The sequence below is a fragment of the Shewanella vesiculosa genome, assembly GCF_009994065.1.
Classification (GTDB): Bacteria; Pseudomonadota; Gammaproteobacteria; order Enterobacterales; family Shewanellaceae; genus Shewanella; species Shewanella vesiculosa.
Genome location: NZ_JAACSD010000003.1, coordinates 480,256 through 501,472 on the forward strand (window position 1 = coordinate 480,256; position 21,217 = coordinate 501,472).

Below are 21,217 nucleotides of genomic sequence, written 5' to 3' on the forward strand. Positions count from 1 at the left end.
AAATTCTTTACCATTAAGGACAAAATATTTTGATTTAAAAAATGATAATACTAGCCAATACTCCAGTTGCAAATGTTTATATCTCACAATTTAGAAGGTATTAGCCATGTCTCAGCAATCATTTATCAATGCAAAACAAGGTATTGATGCTAACTCCAATGGTCATAGCAACAGTTTTCAGTCAACTAAACGCTTCTATGATGACGCGAATTTCCCTATGGGGTTTAAGCGTTGTGGTGATTTTACCAGTAAGGAAGCTGACTTGCTTGAACAACACGGTCAAGCAATGAAAAATCTAGCCGATGGCTCGCAATTACCTTGTAATGTTGACGAAGACCAGTTTATTCGCGTTCTTCAAGGCATGTTACCCGCAACAACACCAATGGAGTTATTGTGGTCTAAGTATTGCCGTCTAGCAAAAGGTAAGCCGTTTTATGCTGTCGTTGGTACTATTCATGCGCCAGCAAGTTCTAAAGTTGAAATTGAATTTGACGATGTTGAAGAAGAAGTTTCTGACACCGACGAGCCAGAATAAACTCTGGTCAGTGACTAAAACAAACGCCTGCAAACGTTAACACTTACGCTACATACCTAACGAAGAAGTAGGGTCAACATTCTACTCTACTTTTCGTTTTGCCACATTACTGCCACTAACCACTGTAACGCCAACACTCTGACGCCCAACCCCATAAGGCCTTGCAGTCAAAATGATTGCTTTTGCGCCTTTGACTTCAAACTACTGCTGAAAACTTGATTTAGCGCAATAAACACATACAAATATTTCACATCTAGTAACAAAGTGCTAGTATGGCTAATGAACGGTTGGTCCTATTTATATAAATTTGATGTTTTTGAGTATGCATTTGATAATTCTTATTTTGGATATCTGCATACAATAGATTAGGGATTAGATTTGACAACAACATCATATGAAGACGCATATCTTGTGATAGTAAAAATAATAAGTGCGGAGTTTCAATGATAAGATCTTTTTTTTATATAGTATTGTTGATACTCATCACTCGAACGGCTTATGCTGAGTCCGAGCCATCAATACAAAGCACAACTTTTACTGATGGATATACTCTTGATATCGGTATGTTTTATGCCAACTCCGATTCAAACTTTATTGCCACAAACCCTAAAACCGGCGGTACATTCCCGGTGGACTTTGAAGACGAACTTCTTCTAGCTGAAGCACAATACTTACCCTATTTTGAATTTACCTTTTCTTTCAACCAACGCCACAACATTTATATTGATTGGAAATCGTTGGATCGCAAAGCAGATACAGAAACGGTATCACAAGATTTTATTCTTGAAGATATTGATGGTAAAGATTATCTGATTGAAACTGGCTCGAAACTCAATACCTTACTGAATATAGACATTTTGCGTATAGGGTACGGTTATGATGTCTGGCAAGGTACAAATTACGCGGTTGGTGTGTCGCTAGGTTTACACGCCATGTTTATCGAAACGGCCTTTAAAGGCACCATAGGCATCTGTGTTCCAGATTCAACCTTATGCAGTAATTCAGTAGCAACGCCAGAAATTATCGATGAAACGATAACGGCTCCTTTGCCTGATATCGGTCTTTATGGATCTTACGAGTTTTACCCTGGCTGGATATTTGATGCTCATGCGCATTACTTTTCAATCAAATATGATGATGTAGATGGATCGCTTGTCGATGTCCGTTTAGGGGTCGAAGCAAAAATTTGTGATAACTGGTCGCTAAAATTGGCATATAACTACTATGATGTCGACGTTACTATCGAAAAGACACGTAATATCGGCAATATTGAGCAACGTACCTTTGACTATAATATTAACTACAGCTTTACTGGGCCAATGTTTGCTGTCTCTTATGTGTTTTAATATCACGTTATCTACAAAAAAAGCATCCTAGGGTGCTTTTTTTTAATTTGTATCCTCATAATAGGATGGTATAACCCCTGCTATTATTGCTATATTTATTTAACTATAGATTTTAAAAGTCTTTTTCAGCCCAGTTCATGAGGCACATAATGTCTAACACGCTATTGCAAACCGCTGCTGCCAATTTAAAAAAAGCGGTTCCGTTAATGTTAAAATATAAAATCCCTACCACACCAACAAACTATGCGCTTTGGTATGCTTATGTGGGTGAACAAAACCCCTTACTGAATCAAGAGTTAGATACCGCAGTCAAACAAAATCAAACATGTTCACCAGTAACTAGCGAGCTAATTTATCGTAAATATGTTGCGGATCCAGTAGAGCTTGATGTGCGTGATATGCGTAAAAATTTAGATGCTATGGTATGTGAATTATCCCAATCACTCAAAGACACTAATTTAGATACTGAAACATTTCAGAAGCAAATTGATAAAGATTTTAAAAAATTAAGTGATCTTGAAAATCAAGGCTTCTCACTTGAACAAGTTATTGGCATTGTTAGAAATATTGTCAAAGAATCTTCCAGTATTCGTTCTAGCACGGTCAGTTTTACTGAACAGCTACAAAAAGCACAATCTGAAATTGATACTCTAAAAACACGTTTAGCCGCATCTGAAAAAGACATGCTATTTGATGCATTAACCAATGTGTTAAATCGCCGCGCATTTAATACTGATATAGAAGCGCAAGTAAGCTCAGCACCTGTAGGTACTTGTTTAATTTTAATTGATATTGATCACTTTAAAATATTCAATGATAGTTTTGGCCATCAACTCGGCGATTTAGTCCTAAAAACAGTGGCTAAGCGGACCCAAGAAGCGTGTCGTGACGGAGTAAAATTGTACCGTTTTGGTGGCGAAGAGTTTGCTATTATCGTTCCCAATAGTCAGTTTAGGGTAGCCAGGCAGCTGGCCGAAGGCATACGTAGAGCCATAGAAAAGCTCAGTGTCAAAGATCGACGTAGCGATAAAGTAATTGACTCAATAACCGCCTCTTTTGGGGTGGCAGAATGGAAACCTAAACAAAATGTATCGCAACTCATTGAGGCAACTGACAAGCTACTTTACGATGCAAAACGCCTAGGTAGAAATCGCGTGATGCCGATTGCAAACTAGTTATTATGAGTAAAATAAATTGATTTTTTAGCCCATCTTTTATGACTCATCACTTTGCTTTTACAGCATGATGCGTGACAAAGGTTGGGCCTTATATTGACGATTATGTCGACATTTGAATTAGCTAGGCATCTGCAGGTAACGGGCGGCATTAATCGCCGTCGGCTTAGCCAAATAAGGCACATATCCCAAAAATGGACCTGTCATTATTTGCTTTAAACTGTCGAGGTTGTCATCAATAAAAGCCATGTGAGGATCCACCTGATTTGCAACCCAACCAGCTATCGTTAATCCATCTGCTAGCAGTGCTTCTTGAGTTAATAAAGCATGATTTAAACAACCTAGCTTCATGCCTACGACGAGAATAACGTCGATACTCGATGGCCAATCTGATGGGTAATTCATGTGATTGACTAATTCAGTTTGTGGCTTAGTATTTTGCAGCTTAGCTTGCAATAATTTAACTGTATCAGACAAATATTCGCCATTGCCCAATGGTAAACGCCAACCACCTGCACCTTCAATTAAGGCAAAATCAGCACTTTGCATCGCCGAGTGGTACATAGTGTCAAGAACACCTTGGGCAGTTAAAGTATAGTTTACTTGCCTAGCGGCAATATGCGGTGCAATTGCTGGGGCAAAACAAATAGGATTAACACTTTGATATGGCAAATCCATATTAGATTGGGTCATTAGCATCATGGCATCGCTATTGCGCAAGCCATCTTCTGTAGACTCACACCCTGATGCTATAGGTTTAAAGCCACACTTATTACCTGTGGCCTTAGATAAAAGTGCCGCTGAAATTAGCGTTTTACCACTGTCAGTGTCTGTTGCAGTCACAAAATACAGCATAGCTTCAGCCTCGTTTAGCGCGGATATACGCAATTTGATAAGTTAATGGTAAACCTTTGTCGGTACGTAAGGTTTCAGCTAATGCAACCCGTTGCTGCCATTGTTGTTTGCTCAACACTGCGCGTTGCTTTTCCTCATCTGCTTGAGCACTGGATGCCCCCACCCCTTTAATTGAATAAAGTAAGCTACGTAAGTCGGCAAAATAAACCGTAATAGTCTCAACCTGGATATCGATACTATCCCAATCAGGAGGCATTGTTTGCGAGGTGATAAAAGCAGACTTAAGGGCTGATACCGAGTGAAATTGATTGACGTGAAACCCTAACGTTTGCAATTCAGCCAAGCTGCCATCAATAACAACACTGAGATGGCATTCACCGCCCACTCGTAATACGCGATGAAATTCATTAAAAGCTTTGGGTAGCGTCTGACACCACTGCAAAGCTAAATTGGAATAAATGCTGTCAATAGATTCACTTTGTAAACCCAGCGCTTGAGCGTCACAACAAAGGCATAAGTAATCAGAATACTGTTGCGCCAATTGCGTTAGCATGCCATGCGCAATATCTGCCGCGATAACCTGTTTCACGTCATTGAAAGCTTTAAAACATGTACCTGGACCGGATCCAATATCAAGTAGAGTGCCATATAAATTGGCATGCTGTAATAATTGCTGAGCACTCATACGCTGCAACACATCATGTTGCTTATACATAGGTGCTGCTCTTGAAAACTTGTTTGCAACCGAGTTATCTAACGTCATGAGGGTTCTCAAAGATACGATTTATTTAGCTACTGCCTGAGTGCTAATGCTGCTTACTAAATATCATTAACATCATTGTGCTGAATAAGCTGGACCACTGCACTAACCAGTGCACAAATATCGCTGGCTTGATGCTGTGCATTTAACGTAATACGAAGACGGGCCTGCCCGACTGGCACCGTTGGTGAGCGAATAGCCCCCACCAAAAAACCTTGTTGTTTTAGGTGCTCAGCAATAACTAAAACGCGATGATTATCGCCAATCATAATCGGCTGGATCGCTGTCATTGAAGGCGTGATCTCAAGTTGATGCTCAAGTGCAACTTGCCTGAATAAGGCGATGTTTGCCGTTAATTGTGTTAATAACTGTGGATGGTCTTGCTGCCAATTAATCGCCGCTAATGCCAACTGAGCATTTGCGGGCGATAACGCGGTAGAATAAATATATTCACGCGAGGTTGCCACTAAGTAATCAATCACATTTTTAGAGGCTAAAATTGCCGCGCCTTGACCTCCTAATGCTTTGCCGAATGTCACCACCTGAATATCCACATTATTGGCATTAACAAACGAGCTAGGTAATACCCCAAAGCCATGGGCATCATCGACAATCAGCCAACAATCATGTTGCTGACATAAGCGAGATAATTCAGCTATCGGGGCAATGTCACCGTCCATACTGAATACACTTTCAGTAACCACAGCTGTATGAGGGTTGCGCTCGATCAGTCGCGTTGCACTAATAACATCGTTATGTAAAAAGCGCCGAATCTGACTACCACTGTCTTTTAAGCCATCAATTACTGAGGCATGCACTAACTTGTCGGCTAAGACAGTATCCTTGTTGCTAAACAAGGTTTTCATTAACGCGTTGTTAGCGCTAAAACCAGAACTAAATAACATGCATGCTTGATGCCCCGTCAGCTCGCATAAACGCTGTTCAAGGGCAAAATGGGCTTGGTTATAACCACTAACAAGAGGTGATGCACGACTGCCAACACCATACTGCTGCGCTCCAGCATACAGAGCTTGAACTAAAGCAGGTTCATGGGCTAAGCCTAAGTAATCATTATGGCTAAAATCAACCATTACACGTGGCTTGGTTTCCGACACATGTCGTTGGCGTAAAAGGCCTGCCGCCTGCAGATCAGCAAGCTTATTACTTATCCGCTCGGTTAATGGGTGCAGCCCCATATCAGTCTGGCCTAATAACATCATGTAAAATTATAGCGCAGCTGCATCAAAGAACTGCTTAGTCGACTTATCTTGCTTAGCACTCGCTTTGGCTAATAATGCGCTATCAGATTCGATGTTGGCTTGTGGACCTTGCTCAGGATGTAACCCTAAACGTCGGAATAAACTCATGTCATCATTTTCTTCTGGGTTTGGCGTAGTTAATAGCTTACAACCGTAGAAAATTGAATTAGCCCCCGCAAAGAAACACATTGATTGCAGTTCATCACTCATGCTTTCACGTCCGGCAGACAAACGTACCCGCGATTTAGGCATAATAATCCGAGCCACTGCTATGGTGCGGACAAATTCAAGCGGGTCAAGATCATCAATATTCTCAAATGGTGTACCGGCCACTTTTACTAACATGTTGATCGGTACTGAATCTGGATGTTGTTCTAAATTAGCAAGTTGCTGCAATAAACCTGCGCGATCGGTGGCTTGCTCGCCCATACCGACAATCCCGCCAGAACAGACTTTCATCCCAGAGGCTCGCACGTTTGTCAGCGTATCTAAACGACTTTGATAAGTACGGGTGGTGATAACATCGCCGTAATATTCTGGTGAGGTATCAAGGTTATGGTTGTAATAATCTAAACCAGCATCAGCCAATCTGCTGGCTTGGTCAGGCGATAGCATGCCTAATGTCATACAGGTTTCCATGCCCAAAGCACGGACATCTTTTACCATTTGTGTTAAATATGGCATGTCTTTGTCACGCGGGTTGCGCCAAGCAGCGCCCATGCAAAAACGTGATGCACCAGCAGCTTTAGCGCTTTTAGCCTCGGTTAATACCTTTTCAATTTCAAGTAAACGTTCTTTTTCTAGACCGGTATCATAGCGCGCACTTTGTGGACAATATTTACAGTCCTCTGGGCATGCACCGGTTTTAATCGATAAAAGACGACTGATCTGCACTTCGTTAGGGTCAAATGTTTCACGATGAATACTGTGGGCTTTAAACAATAAATCATTCATAGGCAACGCAAATAATGCCTCGATTTCTGTTTTTTGCCAATCGTGACGAACTTCAGCTAACGACATGGATCATTCCTTTATTTTGATTTTATGTTGGCTAGGATACCCTGAGTCCGTAAACTGTCAACGCAGTAACCATTTTACGCTTTACTAGCGGTCAAAAAACGAGCACCTATAATTATGGCATTTTCCGACACAAACACCACTATCGACTACGCTTTCGATCAACAACACATTTGGCACCCTTATACCTCGATGACCCAGTCTCTGCCTGTATATGGCGTCGTTTCGGCCCAGGGATGTGAACTGACATTAGACAGCGGTAAAGTGCTTATTGATGGCACGAGTTCATGGTGGTCATGTGTGCACGGTTACAGTCATCCGACCATTGTTGCTGCAATGCAACAACAGCTGTCAACACTGAGTCATGTCATGTTTGGCGGCATAACCCACCAACCCGCTATTGAGACATCAAAACGTTTAGTGCAGATGACCAGCACCAATTTAACCAAAGTATTTTTAGCCGATTCTGGCTCGATTGCAGTTGAAGTCGCCTTAAAAATGGCGCTGCAATATTGGCAAGGCCGCAATCAGCCGCAAAAACAACGCATTATGACCGTAAAAAGTGGTTATCACGGTGATACCTTTGCAGCGATGAGCGTGTGCGACCCAGACGGTGGAATGCATACCATGTTTGGCAACAATGTGACTAAACAAGTATTTATCCCTGCGCCAACGTCTAAGTTTAATGATCAGCTTAATCAAACCGATACACTCGCGTTAGATACCGCATTTACGCAACACCACCAAGATATCGCCGCGGTGATTATTGAACCCATCATGCAAGGTGCTGGCGGAATGCGTTTTTACTCCCCAGCTTATCTGATTAAACTGCGCCAACTTTGTGACCAATATGATGTGTTACTGATATTAGATGAAATAGCCACTGGATTTGGCCGTACTGGCACCCTATTCGCTTATGAGCATGCCAATATTGAGGCCGATATTTTGTGTGTTGGTAAAGCCTTAACTGGTGGATATATTAGTCTTGCTGCCACCTTATGCAGTGACGAAGTGGCCTGTGGTATTAGTGATTCTCCCGCTGGCGTATTTATGCATGGGCCCACTTTTATGGGTAACCCGTTGGCATGTGCAGCAGCAACCGCCAGCTTAGACTTACTGCTTAAAGGTGATTGGCAACAGCAGGTAAAAGATATTGAGGCACATTTAACACGCACCTTGCCCGCTGCCATGGCGTCAAAGCAGGTAAAAGATGTGAGAGTGCTCGGCAGTGTTGGAGTGATAGAAATGCTCTCGCCAGTTAATACCGCAGCCTTGCAAAAAGCCTTTGTTGATTTAGGTGTGTGGGTAAGGCCTTTTAGTCGCTATATCTACATCATGCCGCCATATACCATTAGCGCAGAACAATTAACCCAATTAACCTCTGCCATGTTATCTGTTGCCGACACCATTGTCCCAAGCGAAGATAATCAAACTTTGATTAGCCATGGATAATCAAAGCTGGGCTAATCTCAGATTTGGGTAAGACTCTGTTTAGGTAAGACTCTGTTTCGCTTAATCTAATACCGCTTGAGCGTGGGCAACAATGGCATCTGAAACGTCTTTATAAACACCTTTAAGTAAAATCCAATGGTGCCAGTAAAGCGTTTCAGTGATGATATGCTCTTTACATATATGCACTAACTCACCTGAAGCCAGCTCTGGTTTAATTTGCGTTTTTGGCACTAAGCCATATGCCGTACCGTGCTTGGCCATGGTCACAAAGGCATCTGATGAACGTACAGTATGTAATGGATATTCACCTTGCGTGAGTCCAAAATGCTGTTGAATGTATCGTGTGTGCATATTGTCTTTATGATCAAAAGCGATACCCGGTGCTTTTCTAAGACTGTCAGCACTAATTCCGTTAGGGAAGTAATGACGACTAAACTCAGGTGACGCAACCAACAGATAGTCAACATTTCCTAGCCGAGCCAATTGACAACCTTTAATAGCTGTAGATTGCACAGAAATAGCCCCAAAAGCTTGGCCATCCTTTAACCTATTAATCGTGCGGTCTTCACCTTCAATGAGCAGATTAATCTCTATTAAATGTGACTTAATCACCGGGGCTATTGCCGGAATTAGCCAGGTGGCTAAGCTGTCTGCATTGGTGGCAATATGCAAGGTTAACGGTGTTTGGGGTGAATGCGACATAGCGCTAGGAAGTAAGTCGGCTTCTAACTGCACAACTTGGTAATAGAGTTTTAATAGCTGCTTACCTAAATCTGTGGCTTCAATCGGCTGGCCTCTAATTAATACTGGTTGAGCAAAATGTTGTTCTAACTGCTTTATTCGTTGCGACACCGCCGATTGTGTTAAACACAACACGCCAGCTGCACGCTCAAAACTTTGTTCTTTAATCACACAGCTTAATGCCTGCAGTAATTTATAATCAAGTTTACTCATTATTTTACCAACTTATTAAATCCTCTTAAGTCATCGTAGCCAATGTCTTGCCATCTTTCATTAATAATTCTTATACAACAGAAAAATTATTAATTTAATTTATACCAAAACTATTGCTACTTTAGCAATTAATTACATTGCTCGTTACTAGGATACTCATGGCTACCTCCGCATTATTTCAAGGACTTATTCTCGGCTTAGGAATGATTATTCCTATTGGCGCACAAAACTCATACATATTAAGCCAAGGGATAAAACGCAATCATCATTTTCTCGCGGCGACAATTTGCATGTTGTGTGATGTGTTATTAATTGGTCTGGGCATTTTTGGCGGAGGAAAATTAATCGCCAGTAGTGAATGGTTAATGCTACTGATAGGTTGGGGAGGCGTCACTTTTTTAGTTGTTTATGCTGTTCTGTCGTTCAAAAGTGTGTGGAGAAATCAGTATCTCGTTACAACACACATTGCAGCGGCCAATAGCCGTAAAACAATTATCGGCACTACATTTGCTGTCACCTTGCTTAATCCTCATGTGTATTTAGATACAGTAATGATACTCGGTAGCGTGGGGGGCACTTTTGATGGCAACGAAAAATGGGCATTTGCTATTGGTACCATGCTGGCCTCAATACTGTGGTTTTACACCATAGCATTTGGTGCCGCTAAACTTGCACCTTGGTTAGGTACGCCTAAAGTTCAACGCGTGATTGATGCTCTAGTCGGCACTATTATGCTTTTTATCGCCTATTCAGTATTTAATACTTTATCAATAATACCAATAATCGAATAGCGGCTGACAACACATGTAAATCAAAAAATATCCATAAAATCAGTAAATAATTAACGCTTCATCGGCACAAAGCTAGCTTGCTGTTTTATGCGAAGTAACCATTTATTAATCTGTGGGTAATGGGTTAAATCAAAACCGCCTTGATGGGCAACATGGGTATAAGCGAACAAAGCAATGTCCGCTAAGGTAAATTGCGAACCACACAGAAAAGGTTGCTTTGCTAGTTCAGCTTCCATAGCCGCAAGCGCTTTATGGCCTTTAGCGTGCAGTGAGTGATATTCAGCTAAGCGATCCTCAGGTAATCCTAAATACAACTGAATAAAGCGTGCAACGGCAATATATGGCTCATGACTGTATTGTTCAAAAAACATCCACTGATACATTTTCGCTTTATTATAAGCATCGGTTGGGATCAACATAGAGCCCTCAGCAAGATACCCGATAATTGCATTCGACTCCGATAATACGCTGCCATCATCGAGTTCTATTAGCGGTATTTTACCCTGCGGATTTTTAGCTAAAAACTCTGGTGTTTGCGTTTCACCTTTAGCGATATTCATTTCTTGCCATACATGCTCAATACCTAACAGATTCAGCACCAACTGCACCTTATAACAATTACCCGACATGCTATCGCCATACACAATCATACTAATATCCTTTTAAGGTGATGTTTAATTTCAGCAATACTGCCAAAATGGGTAAACCTACTTTTTAACTAGACTCGAAATTAACGCTCGCAATGCAGCAGGTTTAACCATTTTAGCCATGTAGTGATAACCCTGCCTTTCGACATCTTCAACCAAATCTTTATTGGTATTGGCTGTAATTAATATCCCTGGTAAATGCTCCCCATAACGGCTGCGAATACCATTCATGGCATCGATACCGTTTTGATCATCGTCTAAGTGATAATCAGCTAACATAATGTCTGGTGCCACCCCTTTAAGGCCTAACTTAATCCGTGCATCGGCAAGATCTTTGGCACAAATAACCTCACATTGCCAACGGCTTAATAATGATTCTAATCCCGCAAGAATGGCTTCTTCATTGTCGATGCATAGCACTTTAATTCCCGCTAAAGGCTGCAATAGTGTTGGTAAAGGTTTATTGCTTATTTGGCTGATGGTTTCACCTATGGGCACAGAAATAGAGAATATCGAACCGCGACCTAAAGCCGAACTCACATGTATTTGATGATCAAGTACCTTACTGATCCTGTCAGCAATCGCTAACCCTAACCCCAAACCACTGACATTACGGCTACTAGGATGATTGAGACGTTTAAACTCTTTAAAAATTTCTTGTATATCAAACTCATTAATTCCACAGCCAGTATCCAGTACTTGGATCTCAATAAAATCACCTCGATGACGGCAACCAAATAACACTTTACCGCCACGAGCATAACGATAAGCATTGGTTAAAAAATTCTGTAAAACACGTCGCAATAAAGAAGGATCGGAGTTAACGGTCGCAGTACAAGGCACCATTGAAAACGAAATTTGACTATCGGCAGCCATAGCATCAAATTCAATGGATAAACCGTTAATGATCTCTGCAATCGCAAAATCACGACGGTTAACCTCTACCATGCCAGAGTCTAGCTTAGAAATATCGAGTAAATCGGTTAGTAACTCACCAGCTGTTTTCAGCGAACTATTGACATGAGTCAATGTGGTACGCGCTTCTAAATCGAGATTTGGATATTGCGATAATGATGCAGTAAATAATCTTGCAGCATTTAACGGTTGCATTAAGTCGTGACCAACAGCGGCTAAAAAACGCGTTTTTGATGCATTGGCGAGCTCTTCTTGCGCTTTAGCCTCTAATAATTCGCTGTTTGATAACGCCAGTTCATAGGTTCGCTCCTGTACCCGACTTTCCAAAGTTTCATTAGCTTCCAGTAAAGCTTTTTCCTGTAAACGATATTGGGTGATATCAGTAAATGTCATTACAAAACCACCATCAGGCATAGGATTGCCTTGAATTTTTATAACCTTACCATCTTGTCGAGCACGCTCTGAAGTATGAGGAGTGCCATTTCGCATATGTTGTACCCGCACTTCAACTTGGTTTTCAATGTCTCCAGTACCACAAAAACCGCGCAGAGCATTAAACCGCACAATATCAGCTATTGGCATACCTTGTTGTAAAAAGCCTTCTGGGTATTGATACAATTCAACATAGCGATAATTCCACGCAACTAAATTAAGGTCTCTATCAACCACACTCATACCTTCATAAGCGTGTTCAATTGCACCTCGCAGCATATCTTGACTTAAAATAATTTTAGAAGAGGCCTCATCCACTAAATGGAATACCTCATCAAGAGCCAAATCACGCCCTTGTAAAACAGAGTCCATAACCAGTGAAGCACTTGATGCGCCTAACACACCCGACAACATGTGTTCCGTATGAGCGATTAACTCTTCTGGAGCCGTTTTGTACCAACTGTCACTTTTAACCGCATCTGCCGAAAAACGGCTAAAACTTTCATAAGCACGAGTAGGACTGACAAACCGACTGGCCAAAATTAATAAATCTTGTTGTGAAATAGGCCCTTGGCGTTTTTTAGCATCTTGCTTTGATGACCAAGGTTTGACAAAGTGACTCGCTTGAATACGCTCAGCAACGCCCGCTCTAAACCATATAGAACCCAGCACATAGCAAAAAATATTGGCTAATAAGGCAATCAAAGTATCGCTAATATTGGGAGTGATTGAATTGAACAAACCAGAGTCTGCACCAATAACACGGGCTTCACCGGCACCTTGAAGTAAAATAAAACACCAAAGACTAAAACCAACAGCAAGGCCTAGATACACTCCCGCTCGATTACCGTGTTTCCAATACAATCCCCCCACTAACGCAGGCGCTAATTGAGAGAATGCGCCAAACGACATCATCCCCAGATGTGAAAGTGAATCACGGTCGGTAAACAGCAAATAGCTTAAATAACCAAAACCTAAAATCACCACAATCGATAAACGGCGTACATTTAATAACAGTTTAGAAAACTGACTAAAATTCTTTTCTCGTATTTGACCTGTTCGCAACAAAAATGGCACCAACCATTCATTACTCACCATCACGCTAATAGTCACCACCGCCACGATCACCATCCCCGTCGCGGCAGACAAACTACCCAGTAATGCGACAACGGCTAATACAGGTTGATCAAGCGCTAAAGGTAAATTAATCACGTAGGTATCAGCTGACACTGAATCACCCAAAATCACCTTACCGGCGAGTGCCAATGGGGCAACGAACAAGCCAAATAAGACTAAATAGATTGGAAATATCCATCGCGATTTTCTTAAAATATGCTCGCCACCGCACTCGACTACCATCACATGAAACTGCCTTGGCATACATAAGAACGCCGCCATACCAACAAATAACTCAGGTAGGAAAGACTCTAAACGGATATGACTATTTTGGATCAATGCTTTATCTGATGCTTGTTGCCAAATATCACCAAAGCCATCAAAGACCCCAAAACTAATCACGGCACCGACAGAGATAAAGGCTGCCAGTTTAACCAGTGACTCAAAGGCAATCGCCACCATCATTCCTGGATTATGTTCAGTAGCATCTAATTTACGAGTACCAAATAAAATGGCAAAAATAGCCAATAACATGGTAATCAATAATGGCACAGCGACAGGACTCAGCGGATTGTCAGCAGGTTGAAATAAATTAAGACTAAACACCATGGCTTTAAGTTGTAACGCGATATAAGGCATGATGCCGAACAAGGCAATTAGCGTAACCAACGCCGCTAATAGTTGTGATTTACCATAGCGGGCAGCAATAAAGTCGGCAACAGAAGTAATGTTTTGCGCTTTAGACACCACCACCATTTTTCGTAACATGCCAAAGCCAAGGGTAAACACCAATATTGGGCCAATAAAAATAGGTAAAAAAGACCATAAATCATTGGCGGACTGGCCAACTGTGCCTAAAAAGCTCCAGGAAGAACAATACACAGCTAAACTGAGCCCATAAATCCATACTTGGGCTTTTTGGTTTATTTTACTAAACCACCTCTCAGCGCCCCACGCCAAAATAAACAGCAATGACACATAACACACCGCAATCACGGCAACGATTAAGGTTAAGTTCATGAAACGTCCGATATCACTTTATTATTATTAAAAATCTGTTTTATTTTTACCTAAAACATCGTGTATTGAACATAAAACAACCTACACAATAGAATCATCATAAATAACAGACTAACTCTGTAGCAATTATAACCATATTAACACGTGCAACTGACTAAATATTAAGGATATTTTAAAACTAGACCAAGGTCTAATAGTGCTGATAGCCTGTTGCAGATGATACTTTAACCACGCCATTTTTAGAAAGGGAAGCCCCATGACCCCGCAGTCTCTTTACAAAGTTCCGAGTGACATTGCAGAAAACGCACTGGTTGATAACGATCAATATAAGAAAATGTACCAGGAGTCCATTATTAATCCAGAAGGTTTCTGGAGAGAACACGGCAAACGTATTGATTGGATCAAACCTTATACCAAAATCAAGCAAACGTCTTTTGATGATCATAACCTTTCGATCAATTGGTTTTATGATGGCACGCTCAATGCATCTTCCAATTGCTTAGATCGCCACCTTGAAGAACATGGCGATAAACTAGCCATTATTTGGGAAGGTGACGATGCCAATGAGCAACGTAAAATTACTTACGCCCAATTACATGCCGATGTATGTAAATTTGCTAACGCCCTTCGAAGCCAAGGTGTTAATAAAGGCGATATCGTCACCATATACATGCCTATGGTGCCTGAAGCGGCAGTCGCTATGCTTGCCTGTGCTCGCATTGGCGCGGTGCATTCAGTGGTGTTTGGTGGTTTCTCACCCGACTCGATTGCTGCAAGGGTGATTGATGGTAAATCAAAAGTCTTAATTACTGCCGACGAAGGTGTTCGCGGTGGCCGAAAAATTCCGTTAAAACGCAGTGTGGATGAAGCCATATCAAATCCAGATGTCACTTGCGTCGAAAAGGTCATAGTACTTAAGCGTACTGGTGGTAGCATCGATTGGGTTGAAGGCCGAGATGTCTGGTGGCACTCACTCATGGAAGTCGCTTCAGAATTCTGTCTACCCGCTGAAATGAATGCTGAAGACCCACTCTTTTTACTTTATACCTCAGGCTCTACTGGTAACCCTAAAGGTGTGCTGCATACTACCGGTGGTTATATGGTGTATGCCTCAATGACACACGAATATGTGTTTGACTATAAAGCAGACGAAGTATATTGGTGTACAGCAGATGTAGGTTGGATCACTGGTCATTCATATATGGTCTATGGACCATTAGCGAATGCCGCAACGGTATTAATTCATGAAGGTGTACCTAATCATCCAACTCCGGCTCGATTAGGTGAAATGATTGACCGTCATAAAGTCAATATTCTCTATACCGCGCCAACCCTAATTCGTGCACTAATGGCTGAGGGTAAAGAACAATTTAGCAGCTATAAAGGTGATTCATTACGTATTATGGGATCTGTGGGCGAACCCATCAATCCAGAAGCATGGCGTTGGTACCATGAGGTGATCGGTCATGAAAACTGCCCTATTGTCGACACTTGGTGGCAAACTGAAACGGGCGGTATTCTGATAAGTCCTCTACCAGGTGCTACAGATACCAAACCAGGTTCTGCAACTCGACCTTTCTTTGGTGTACAGCCTGCTCTAGTCGATAACATGGGTAATATTGTAGAAGGTACCGGTGAAGGTAACCTGGTTATCCTTGATTCGTGGCCAGGACAAATGCGCACCGTTTATGGTGACCATGATAGATTTGCCTTAACTTACTTTAAAACGTTCCGTGGCATGTATTTTACCGGTGATGGCGCGCGTCGTGATGAAGATGGCTACTATTGGATTACTGGTCGTGTTGATGATGTCATTAACGTATCTGGACATCGCTTAGGTACTGCTGAAGTGGAAAGCGCGCTAGTGTCGCATGAGCTCGTTGCTGAAGCCGCTGTTGTGGGTTACCCGCATGACATTAAAGGCCAAGGTATTTACGCTTATGTCACCCTCACTCGTGGGATTGAGCCAACGGAAGAGTTGCGCCAAGAATTACGTCAATGGGTACGCAAAGAAATTGGCGCCCTTGCAACACCGGATCTTATCCAGTGGGCAAGCGGTTTACCGAAAACGCGTTCTGGCAAAATTATGCGCCGATTCCTTCGAAAAATTGCCGCTAATGAAGTGACCAACTTAGGTGATTCCTCTACTCTGGCGGATCCTGCTGTAATTGATACGTTAATTGAGTCACGCCTAAACAAAACTGAGTAATATAAACTAACTTGTAATACCTTATCCACCCGAGAAATCCTGACCAATTTCTCTTTTCGCCCCTCACTGAGGGGCATTTTTTTAACTGAGATTAATGGACTGAACAGTTTTATTCGCTATGACTAATTGTTTAAGGTTTTAGGCTGTGGAGCATAAGAGGTCTCAATAGTTATGTCATATAAATGATCGTTTAATGTCACCTTGTAACTGGTTGATTGGCCCACTTTAAGACTGATTGTTTTATCTCCTAGTAAATCCGAAGCGTCATTAGATTCATCACGTAAACTGATCAACAAATTGACCTTATTATTGCTATTTTCTGTCGACACGATTGTCACACCATAATCACCTTCAACATTGAGTGACACAGTATCATTTAATCCCATGACAATTTTGGATGCCGACGTGGTTAAATCTTCAGAATGCTTCACGCTCTCTTCAATAGATAAACCTATGACTAAAGCGTCTTCAGCAACGGCGATGTGGCTAACCATAAACAGAGCGGCTAACAGTAAACGTTTCATAAAGTGTTTTTCCTGATGGCAATACATTATTATTTTTTTATAAGTATCATCTGACTGTGTAAATGAATTTACACCAACTTATATAAAAAAACAGCGCTTATCTCGCAAAAATACTATTAGCGTGTATTTATCACCTTTAGCCATGGTTTATTGATTTAGCTTTACCATAAATAAGCGCTCATTCATCACAATATGGTTTATCAATCCTTGCCTATGTTAAGCTTTATCCAAACCAGAATAATACTACCAATAAATTGAAAGACTCATCTGTTAAACCTGCAAAGATAACCCTACGTGATTACCAACAACAATCCGTAGATGCTGCTATTGCTCATTTTAAGCAAAGTCAACAATCAGCAGTATTGGTTCTTCCTACCGGTGCAGGCAAAAGTATCGTCATTGCCGAACTAGCTCGCATTGCTAATGGTAATGTACTGGTGCTAACTCACGTAAAGGAATTAGTCGCTCAAAATGCCGAAAAGGTAGGCTTACTGACACAAGAAGCAAATATCTATTCTGCCGGATTAAATCAAAAGAAAGCCAATGGTAAAACGGTAGTGGCCAGCGTTCAATCAGCGGCTCGTGCCCTCACAAAATTTACCCAACCCTTTTCATTAGTGATTATCGATGAATGTCATCGAGTGAGTAATGAGTCTACGAGCCAATATCAACAATTGCTTATTCATCTTAAAGCGCAAAATCCTAATATAAAATTACTTGGATTAACGGCAACGCCTTATCGTTTAGGTTTAGGCTGGATATACCGTGTGCATTACCATGGAAAAGTAGGCAATACTGACACCGCTGTTTTTGACAAGTGCATTTTTGAACTGCCAATGCGGCCATTAATTAATAAAGGTTATCTTACTAAACCGATTATTTTTGACGGACTGAGTGCCCAATATGATTTTGGTGATCTGGAGCCAAATGACAGCGGAGAGTACCCTCAAATGGCAATAGACTCCTTGCTTAATCATCAAGGCCGCGCAACCACAGCAATTATCAAACAGGTGAAGCAACTTGCAGCACTGCGCAAAGGTGTATTGATTTTTGCTGCAACCGTTAGACATGCTAATGAAGTGATGGCGCTTTTAGACAAAGATGCTGCGTTAATTACCGCTAAAACGCCCCATAACGCACGTGATGAGATCATTCAACGCTTTAAGGCCCAACATCTGAAGTACATAGTCAACGTAGCAGTGCTCACTACAGGCTTCGATGCGCCACATGTTGACCTTATAGCGATATTAAGACCAACAGCGTCAGTGAGCCTATTCCAACAAATGATTGGTCGAGGTTTACGCTTAGCACCGAATAAAACCGATTGTTTAATCATCGATTACGCCGCGAACGGTTATGACCTCTTTTATCCGGAAGTTGGCCAAGCCAAGCCCAATAGTAAATCAGTGCCTGTTCAAGTGCATTGTCCTGTATGCCAATTTGCAAACATCTTTTGGGGGATAGTGGATGAGGATGGCGATATAATTGAGCATTATGGAAGACGCTGCCAAGGATTAATCAGTGACAACCAGCAATGTGACTTTAGATTCAGGTCAAAATCATGTCCCGACTGTGGAGCTGAAAATGATATAGCGGCACGTATCTGTAACACCTGCCAATCAACCTTAATTGATCCTGATAAACGCTTAAAGCAAGTACTTAACGCTCAGCATCACCATTTATTCAAATGTGAGCAAATGCTATTACTCGAGCACGACAACAAGTTACTTATTCAATATATTGATATTGAGGGTAATGATTTTAAGCAAACGTTTAACTTTTCGACACCAGCACAACGCAAAGCGTTTTATGCGGTATTTGTACTAAGCCACACTCGCACGCCAGGTCTTAAGCATCCTAAATATAATAAAGTAGCAGATGTATTGGCGGATCAAAGCCGATTTAGAAAACCTGATTTATTATTACTAAAGAAAAACAAATATCGTTGGGATTTAGTTGATACATTTTTTGACTATCAAGGCAAATATAAAATCGATATGAGTTAAAACAAAATTAATTGTGTTCAAATACCATTTGAAAAATACATATGGTATAAATTGCCAAGATCATTAAACAGGAGTCACCATGTTTGTAGTTATTTTTGGCCGCCCAGGTTGCCCATATTGTGTTAGAGCAGTTGAGTTATCAGAAAAGTTAGCGGCACAAAGTGCGGATTTCAAATTTAAATATATTGATATTCATGTCGAAGGTATCACCAAAGCAGACTTATCAAAAAGTGTCGGCAAAACGGTTGAAACTGTTCCACAGATCTTCATTGACGAACAACCAATTGGTGGTTGCACTGAATTTGAAGCCTATGTTCGCCAAAACAATCTACTTAAATAAGTATTAAAAGCTTCAAATAAAAAAAGGCAACCAATAAGGTTGCCTTTTTGTTATCAGTTTATAGGCTAAATAGCATATTTAGCTGAGAATATAATACGATTCAAATCACCGTCGAAACCATCTTCGCGCTCATTCAAAGCATGCATATATTCAACCCCAAATGTGAGTGGCTTTGAAGGTGAATATAGTAAGTTAACATAGCCAGAATAAGCTTCTTTATTGACAGCCCCGCCAGTAAGTGCAATATCATTGTCTGCAGTGAAACCTGAAACCGTCAAGCTAGAACGCCATTGCTCTGACCACCAATGACGGTATGCGACGAAACCACCATAGGATTTAATCGCTTGGATCTCACCATTGGAATCAAGCACACCAGCATTAGCATAGTTAAGCGCCATATAACGCCCTAACCCTTCCCCATAAGTTGCGGTAAATTTAATATCATCTTTACCTAAAGGTATAACACCGGCAAAGCTAACACCATAACCTAACTCAGAAGTATCGTACTGGGTTGCCCCAACAACTTGCTCTAAATCTAATTGTCTTACAATAGCAGCTACTGAAAATGCAGAACCACTAGCAGCACTGAAGTTATAACGTCCGACAAAATCCGGAACAACGCCGCTACCACTGGTGATTCGGCCTCCACCGCCAAACGGTGTTACAGTCGTTTCAGGATTTTCAATTGAAAATTGCCAATTACCACTGGTATAACGTAGTTGTGATTGTCTAACGAAAGGTGTTCCTTCAGCGGCACCGACAAAATCTAGATTCTCCGGTAAGGCGCCTGGATTTTGAAACGTGGTCCAAGTCTGACCGACTGTCCAATTGTCATAACTGACAAATGCATGACGTATACGAGGAGAGTAACTGTTAGAGACTCGCTCGTTACCGTCAGTATGGGTCATAAAATCAAGTTCAATAAAACCTGTGAGTTTATGGCCATCAACATCAGTAACTGTTTTAAAGTTAAAACGTGATTCCCGCGCTTGAAAATCGACAACTTGCTGGCCGTTTCCAGATGTCCCATAAATAGTCCCTGGCACATAAAACTGACGTGACAACGAACCAGATTCTGGCGCCCCATTGCCATAATCACTAAACATTACATCGGCTTTAATGTAGCCACCAAAAGTCATATCGGTTGCAGCATGAGCTCCCCCACTCATCGCTAACAAAGCGCTTGCAACATAAAGACTTAGCTTTTGCTTTCTCATTATTCTCTCCCTATTGATATTGTTCTAATCTTCAGCAATATGAACCAATCAACAAACAGATAACATTAGCAATAGGTCTATAAGACAAAAGTAGACAAGTAAATACTTATAATTGAACTAATACTTAAGGTTAAATCATTTTTCTATATCAAATTAATGACTCTACATGACAGTAATTTAAAAGATTAATGACCTAAAATTGTAGGTCATTGCACAATAAATTTAATCAAAGTAAGTATTTAATAATCGTGAGCATCGAATAATTGTATGGTAGGCCCCCATCAGTGAATGGTTTGAAGCGATGAGCTAGAAAATATTTATGATCAAATTCAATGGCGATAATTTTTTGATTTAGAGTACGAGGGATTTGAGATATTTTAAAATAACTTGGGGAATAATGCTAAATTTGTGGTTCATCTAGAACTCGAATCTTCGGCTAATGGGTTGACAGCCAACTGTTGATATTTAAATGGCGAAAAATTCATTGGCAATTTTAGCCGTTGAATAATTGACTGTTCTTTGATGATCTGGGAGTTTAACTCGGAGAGGTCTAAAAAGTGGTGGGTCGTGAAGGATTCGAACCTTCGACCAATTGGTTAAAAGCCAACTGCTCTACCAACTGAGCTAACGACCCATCTTGGTTTTGC

17 protein-coding genes and 1 tRNA gene are annotated in these 21,217 nt (G+C 41.2%); 8 read left to right on the forward strand and 10 right to left on the reverse strand.

What is annotated here, in order from left to right:
* Positions 1 to 106: 106 nt before the first annotated feature.
* The 3 genes from GW828_RS02125 (at position 107) to GW828_RS02135 (ending at position 3,056) form a co-directional block, all read left to right on the forward strand.
* Positions 107 to 535 (forward strand): MaoP family protein, encoded by a 429-nt coding sequence (locus GW828_RS02125; protein ID WP_124015721.1) that lies wholly within the window; start codon positions 107 to 109, stop codon positions 533 to 535.
* Positions 536 to 978: 443 nt separating this feature from the next.
* Positions 979 to 1,881 carry a hypothetical protein gene (locus GW828_RS02130; RefSeq protein ID WP_220487531.1) on the forward strand — a complete coding sequence of 301 codons (903 nt, stop codon included), beginning with the start codon at positions 979 to 981 and terminating at the stop codon, positions 1,879 to 1,881.
* A gap of 149 nt (positions 1,882 to 2,030) precedes the next feature.
* Positions 2,031 to 3,056 (forward strand): GGDEF domain-containing protein, encoded by a 1,026-nt coding sequence (locus GW828_RS02135; RefSeq protein WP_124015720.1) that lies wholly within the window; start codon positions 2,031 to 2,033, stop codon positions 3,054 to 3,056.
* 120 nt (positions 3,057 to 3,176) lie between these two features.
* Here GW828_RS02135 and bioD read toward each other — a convergent pair whose 3' ends face one another.
* Genes bioD through bioB form a run of 4 tightly spaced genes read right to left on the reverse strand, consistent with a single transcriptional unit; the run spans position 3,177 to position 6,950 of the window.
* On the reverse strand, positions 3,177 to 3,908 hold the full coding sequence (bioD, locus tag GW828_RS02140; protein ID WP_273057364.1) for a dethiobiotin synthase: 732 nt from the start codon (positions 3,906 to 3,908) through the stop codon (positions 3,177 to 3,179).
* A gap of 7 nt (positions 3,909 to 3,915) precedes the next feature.
* The gene (locus GW828_RS02145; RefSeq protein WP_273056893.1) at positions 3,916 to 4,674 is read right to left on the reverse strand and encodes a methyltransferase domain-containing protein; all 759 of its coding nucleotides are present in this window, start codon (positions 4,672 to 4,674) and stop codon (positions 3,916 to 3,918) included.
* A gap of 56 nt (positions 4,675 to 4,730) precedes the next feature.
* Positions 4,731 to 5,891: an aminotransferase class I/II-fold pyridoxal phosphate-dependent enzyme gene (locus GW828_RS02150; protein ID WP_273056891.1), complete on the reverse strand. Its 1,161-nt coding sequence runs from the start codon at positions 5,889 to 5,891 to the stop codon at positions 4,731 to 4,733.
* Positions 5,892 to 5,897: 6 nt separating this feature from the next.
* Positions 5,898 to 6,950: a biotin synthase BioB gene (gene bioB, locus GW828_RS02155; protein WP_182696950.1), complete on the reverse strand. Its 1,053-nt coding sequence runs from the start codon at positions 6,948 to 6,950 to the stop codon at positions 5,898 to 5,900.
* Between the two features lie 114 nt (positions 6,951 to 7,064).
* Here bioB and bioA point away from each other — a divergent pair, with 114 nt between their 5' ends.
* Positions 7,065 to 8,399, forward strand: a complete 1,335-nt coding sequence (gene bioA / locus GW828_RS02160) for an adenosylmethionine--8-amino-7-oxononanoate transaminase (protein WP_273056888.1) — start codon at positions 7,065 to 7,067, stop codon at positions 8,397 to 8,399.
* A gap of 60 nt (positions 8,400 to 8,459) precedes the next feature.
* On the opposite strand, the gene GW828_RS02165 is transcribed toward bioA, so the two are convergent.
* Positions 8,460 to 9,353 carry a LysR family transcriptional regulator ArgP gene (locus tag GW828_RS02165; protein WP_273056884.1) on the reverse strand — a complete coding sequence of 298 codons (894 nt, stop codon included), beginning with the start codon at positions 9,351 to 9,353 and terminating at the stop codon, positions 8,460 to 8,462.
* A 158-nt stretch (positions 9,354 to 9,511) separates the two neighbouring features.
* Between GW828_RS02165 and GW828_RS02170 the strand changes: the two genes are divergently transcribed.
* Positions 9,512 to 10,144, forward strand: coding sequence for a LysE/ArgO family amino acid transporter (locus GW828_RS02170; protein WP_182757144.1), 633 nt, complete (start codon positions 9,512 to 9,514; stop codon positions 10,142 to 10,144).
* A 50-nt stretch (positions 10,145 to 10,194) separates the two neighbouring features.
* Here GW828_RS02170 and GW828_RS02175 read toward each other — a convergent pair whose 3' ends face one another.
* Both GW828_RS02175 and GW828_RS02180 read right to left on the reverse strand, forming a co-directional pair.
* Entirely contained in the window at positions 10,195 to 10,794 is a 600-nt protein-coding gene (locus GW828_RS02175; RefSeq protein WP_182722241.1) for a glutathione S-transferase family protein, read from the reverse strand.
* Between the two features lie 57 nt (positions 10,795 to 10,851).
* A complete protein-coding gene (locus GW828_RS02180; protein ID WP_273056880.1) occupies positions 10,852 to 14,274 on the reverse strand; it encodes a hybrid sensor histidine kinase/response regulator in 3,423 nt (1,140 codons plus the stop codon).
* A 256-nt stretch (positions 14,275 to 14,530) separates the two neighbouring features.
* Between GW828_RS02180 and acs the strand changes: the two genes are divergently transcribed.
* Positions 14,531 to 16,483: an acetate--CoA ligase gene (acs, locus tag GW828_RS02185; protein WP_124015710.1), complete on the forward strand. Its 1,953-nt coding sequence runs from the start codon at positions 14,531 to 14,533 to the stop codon at positions 16,481 to 16,483.
* A 122-nt stretch (positions 16,484 to 16,605) separates the two neighbouring features.
* Here acs and GW828_RS02190 read toward each other — a convergent pair whose 3' ends face one another.
* Positions 16,606 to 17,007 carry a hypothetical protein gene (locus tag GW828_RS02190; protein WP_124015709.1) on the reverse strand — a complete coding sequence of 134 codons (402 nt, stop codon included), beginning with the start codon at positions 17,005 to 17,007 and terminating at the stop codon, positions 16,606 to 16,608.
* Positions 17,008 to 17,261: 254 nt separating this feature from the next.
* Here GW828_RS02190 and radD point away from each other — a divergent pair, with 254 nt between their 5' ends.
* Together radD and GW828_RS02200 are read left to right on the forward strand one after the other, a co-directional pair.
* Positions 17,262 to 19,013, forward strand: coding sequence for a DNA repair helicase RadD (gene radD / locus GW828_RS02195; protein ID WP_273056878.1), 1,752 nt, complete (start codon positions 17,262 to 17,264; stop codon positions 19,011 to 19,013).
* Positions 19,014 to 19,092: 79 nt separating this feature from the next.
* Positions 19,093 to 19,353: a GrxA family glutaredoxin gene (locus tag GW828_RS02200; protein WP_124015707.1), complete on the forward strand. Its 261-nt coding sequence runs from the start codon at positions 19,093 to 19,095 to the stop codon at positions 19,351 to 19,353.
* A gap of 65 nt (positions 19,354 to 19,418) precedes the next feature.
* On the opposite strand, the gene GW828_RS02205 is transcribed toward GW828_RS02200, so the two are convergent.
* Together GW828_RS02205 and GW828_RS02210 are read right to left on the reverse strand one after the other, a co-directional pair.
* Positions 19,419 to 20,570 carry a DcaP family trimeric outer membrane transporter gene (locus GW828_RS02205; protein WP_124015706.1) on the reverse strand — a complete coding sequence of 384 codons (1,152 nt, stop codon included), beginning with the start codon at positions 20,568 to 20,570 and terminating at the stop codon, positions 19,419 to 19,421.
* A 558-nt stretch (positions 20,571 to 21,128) separates the two neighbouring features.
* Positions 21,129 to 21,204, reverse strand: a tRNA-Lys gene (locus GW828_RS02210).
* Positions 21,205 to 21,217 lie beyond the last annotated feature (13 nt).

Excerpts from the sequence above, each read along its gene's own strand:
- GW828_RS02190 (WP_124015709.1), bottom strand. The coding sequence starts at position 17,007 with ATGAAACGTTTACTGTTAGCCGCTCTGTTTATGGTTAGCCACATCGCC.
- GW828_RS02135 (WP_124015720.1), top strand. The coding sequence starts at position 2,031 with ATGTCTAACACGCTATTGCAAACCGCTGCTGCCAATTTAAAAAAAGCG.
- GW828_RS02200 (WP_124015707.1), top strand. The coding sequence starts at position 19,093 with ATGTTTGTAGTTATTTTTGGCCGCCCAGGTTGCCCATATTGTGTTAGA.
- bioA (WP_273056888.1), top strand. The coding sequence starts at position 7,065 with ATGGCATTTTCCGACACAAACACCACTATCGACTACGCTTTCGATCAA.
- acs (WP_124015710.1), top strand. The coding sequence starts at position 14,531 with ATGACCCCGCAGTCTCTTTACAAAGTTCCGAGTGACATTGCAGAAAAC.
- GW828_RS02145 (WP_273056893.1), bottom strand. The coding sequence starts at position 4,674 with ATGACGTTAGATAACTCGGTTGCAAACAAGTTTTCAAGAGCAGCACCT.
- GW828_RS02175 (WP_182722241.1), bottom strand. The coding sequence starts at position 10,794 with ATGATTGTGTATGGCGATAGCATGTCGGGTAATTGTTATAAGGTGCAG.
- GW828_RS02165 (WP_273056884.1), bottom strand. The coding sequence starts at position 9,353 with ATGAGTAAACTTGATTATAAATTACTGCAGGCATTAAGCTGTGTGATT.
- GW828_RS02125 (WP_124015721.1), top strand. The coding sequence starts at position 107 with ATGTCTCAGCAATCATTTATCAATGCAAAACAAGGTATTGATGCTAAC.
- GW828_RS02205 (WP_124015706.1), bottom strand. The coding sequence starts at position 20,570 with ATGAGAAAGCAAAAGCTAAGTCTTTATGTTGCAAGCGCTTTGTTAGCG.
- GW828_RS02130 (WP_220487531.1), top strand. The coding sequence starts at position 979 with ATGATAAGATCTTTTTTTTATATAGTATTGTTGATACTCATCACTCGA.
- GW828_RS02170 (WP_182757144.1), top strand. The coding sequence starts at position 9,512 with ATGGCTACCTCCGCATTATTTCAAGGACTTATTCTCGGCTTAGGAATG.
- GW828_RS02150 (WP_273056891.1), bottom strand. The coding sequence starts at position 5,891 with ATGATGTTATTAGGCCAGACTGATATGGGGCTGCACCCATTAACCGAG.
- bioB (WP_182696950.1), bottom strand. The coding sequence starts at position 6,950 with ATGTCGTTAGCTGAAGTTCGTCACGATTGGCAAAAAACAGAAATCGAG.
- GW828_RS02180 (WP_273056880.1), bottom strand. The coding sequence starts at position 14,274 with ATGAACTTAACCTTAATCGTTGCCGTGATTGCGGTGTGTTATGTGTCA.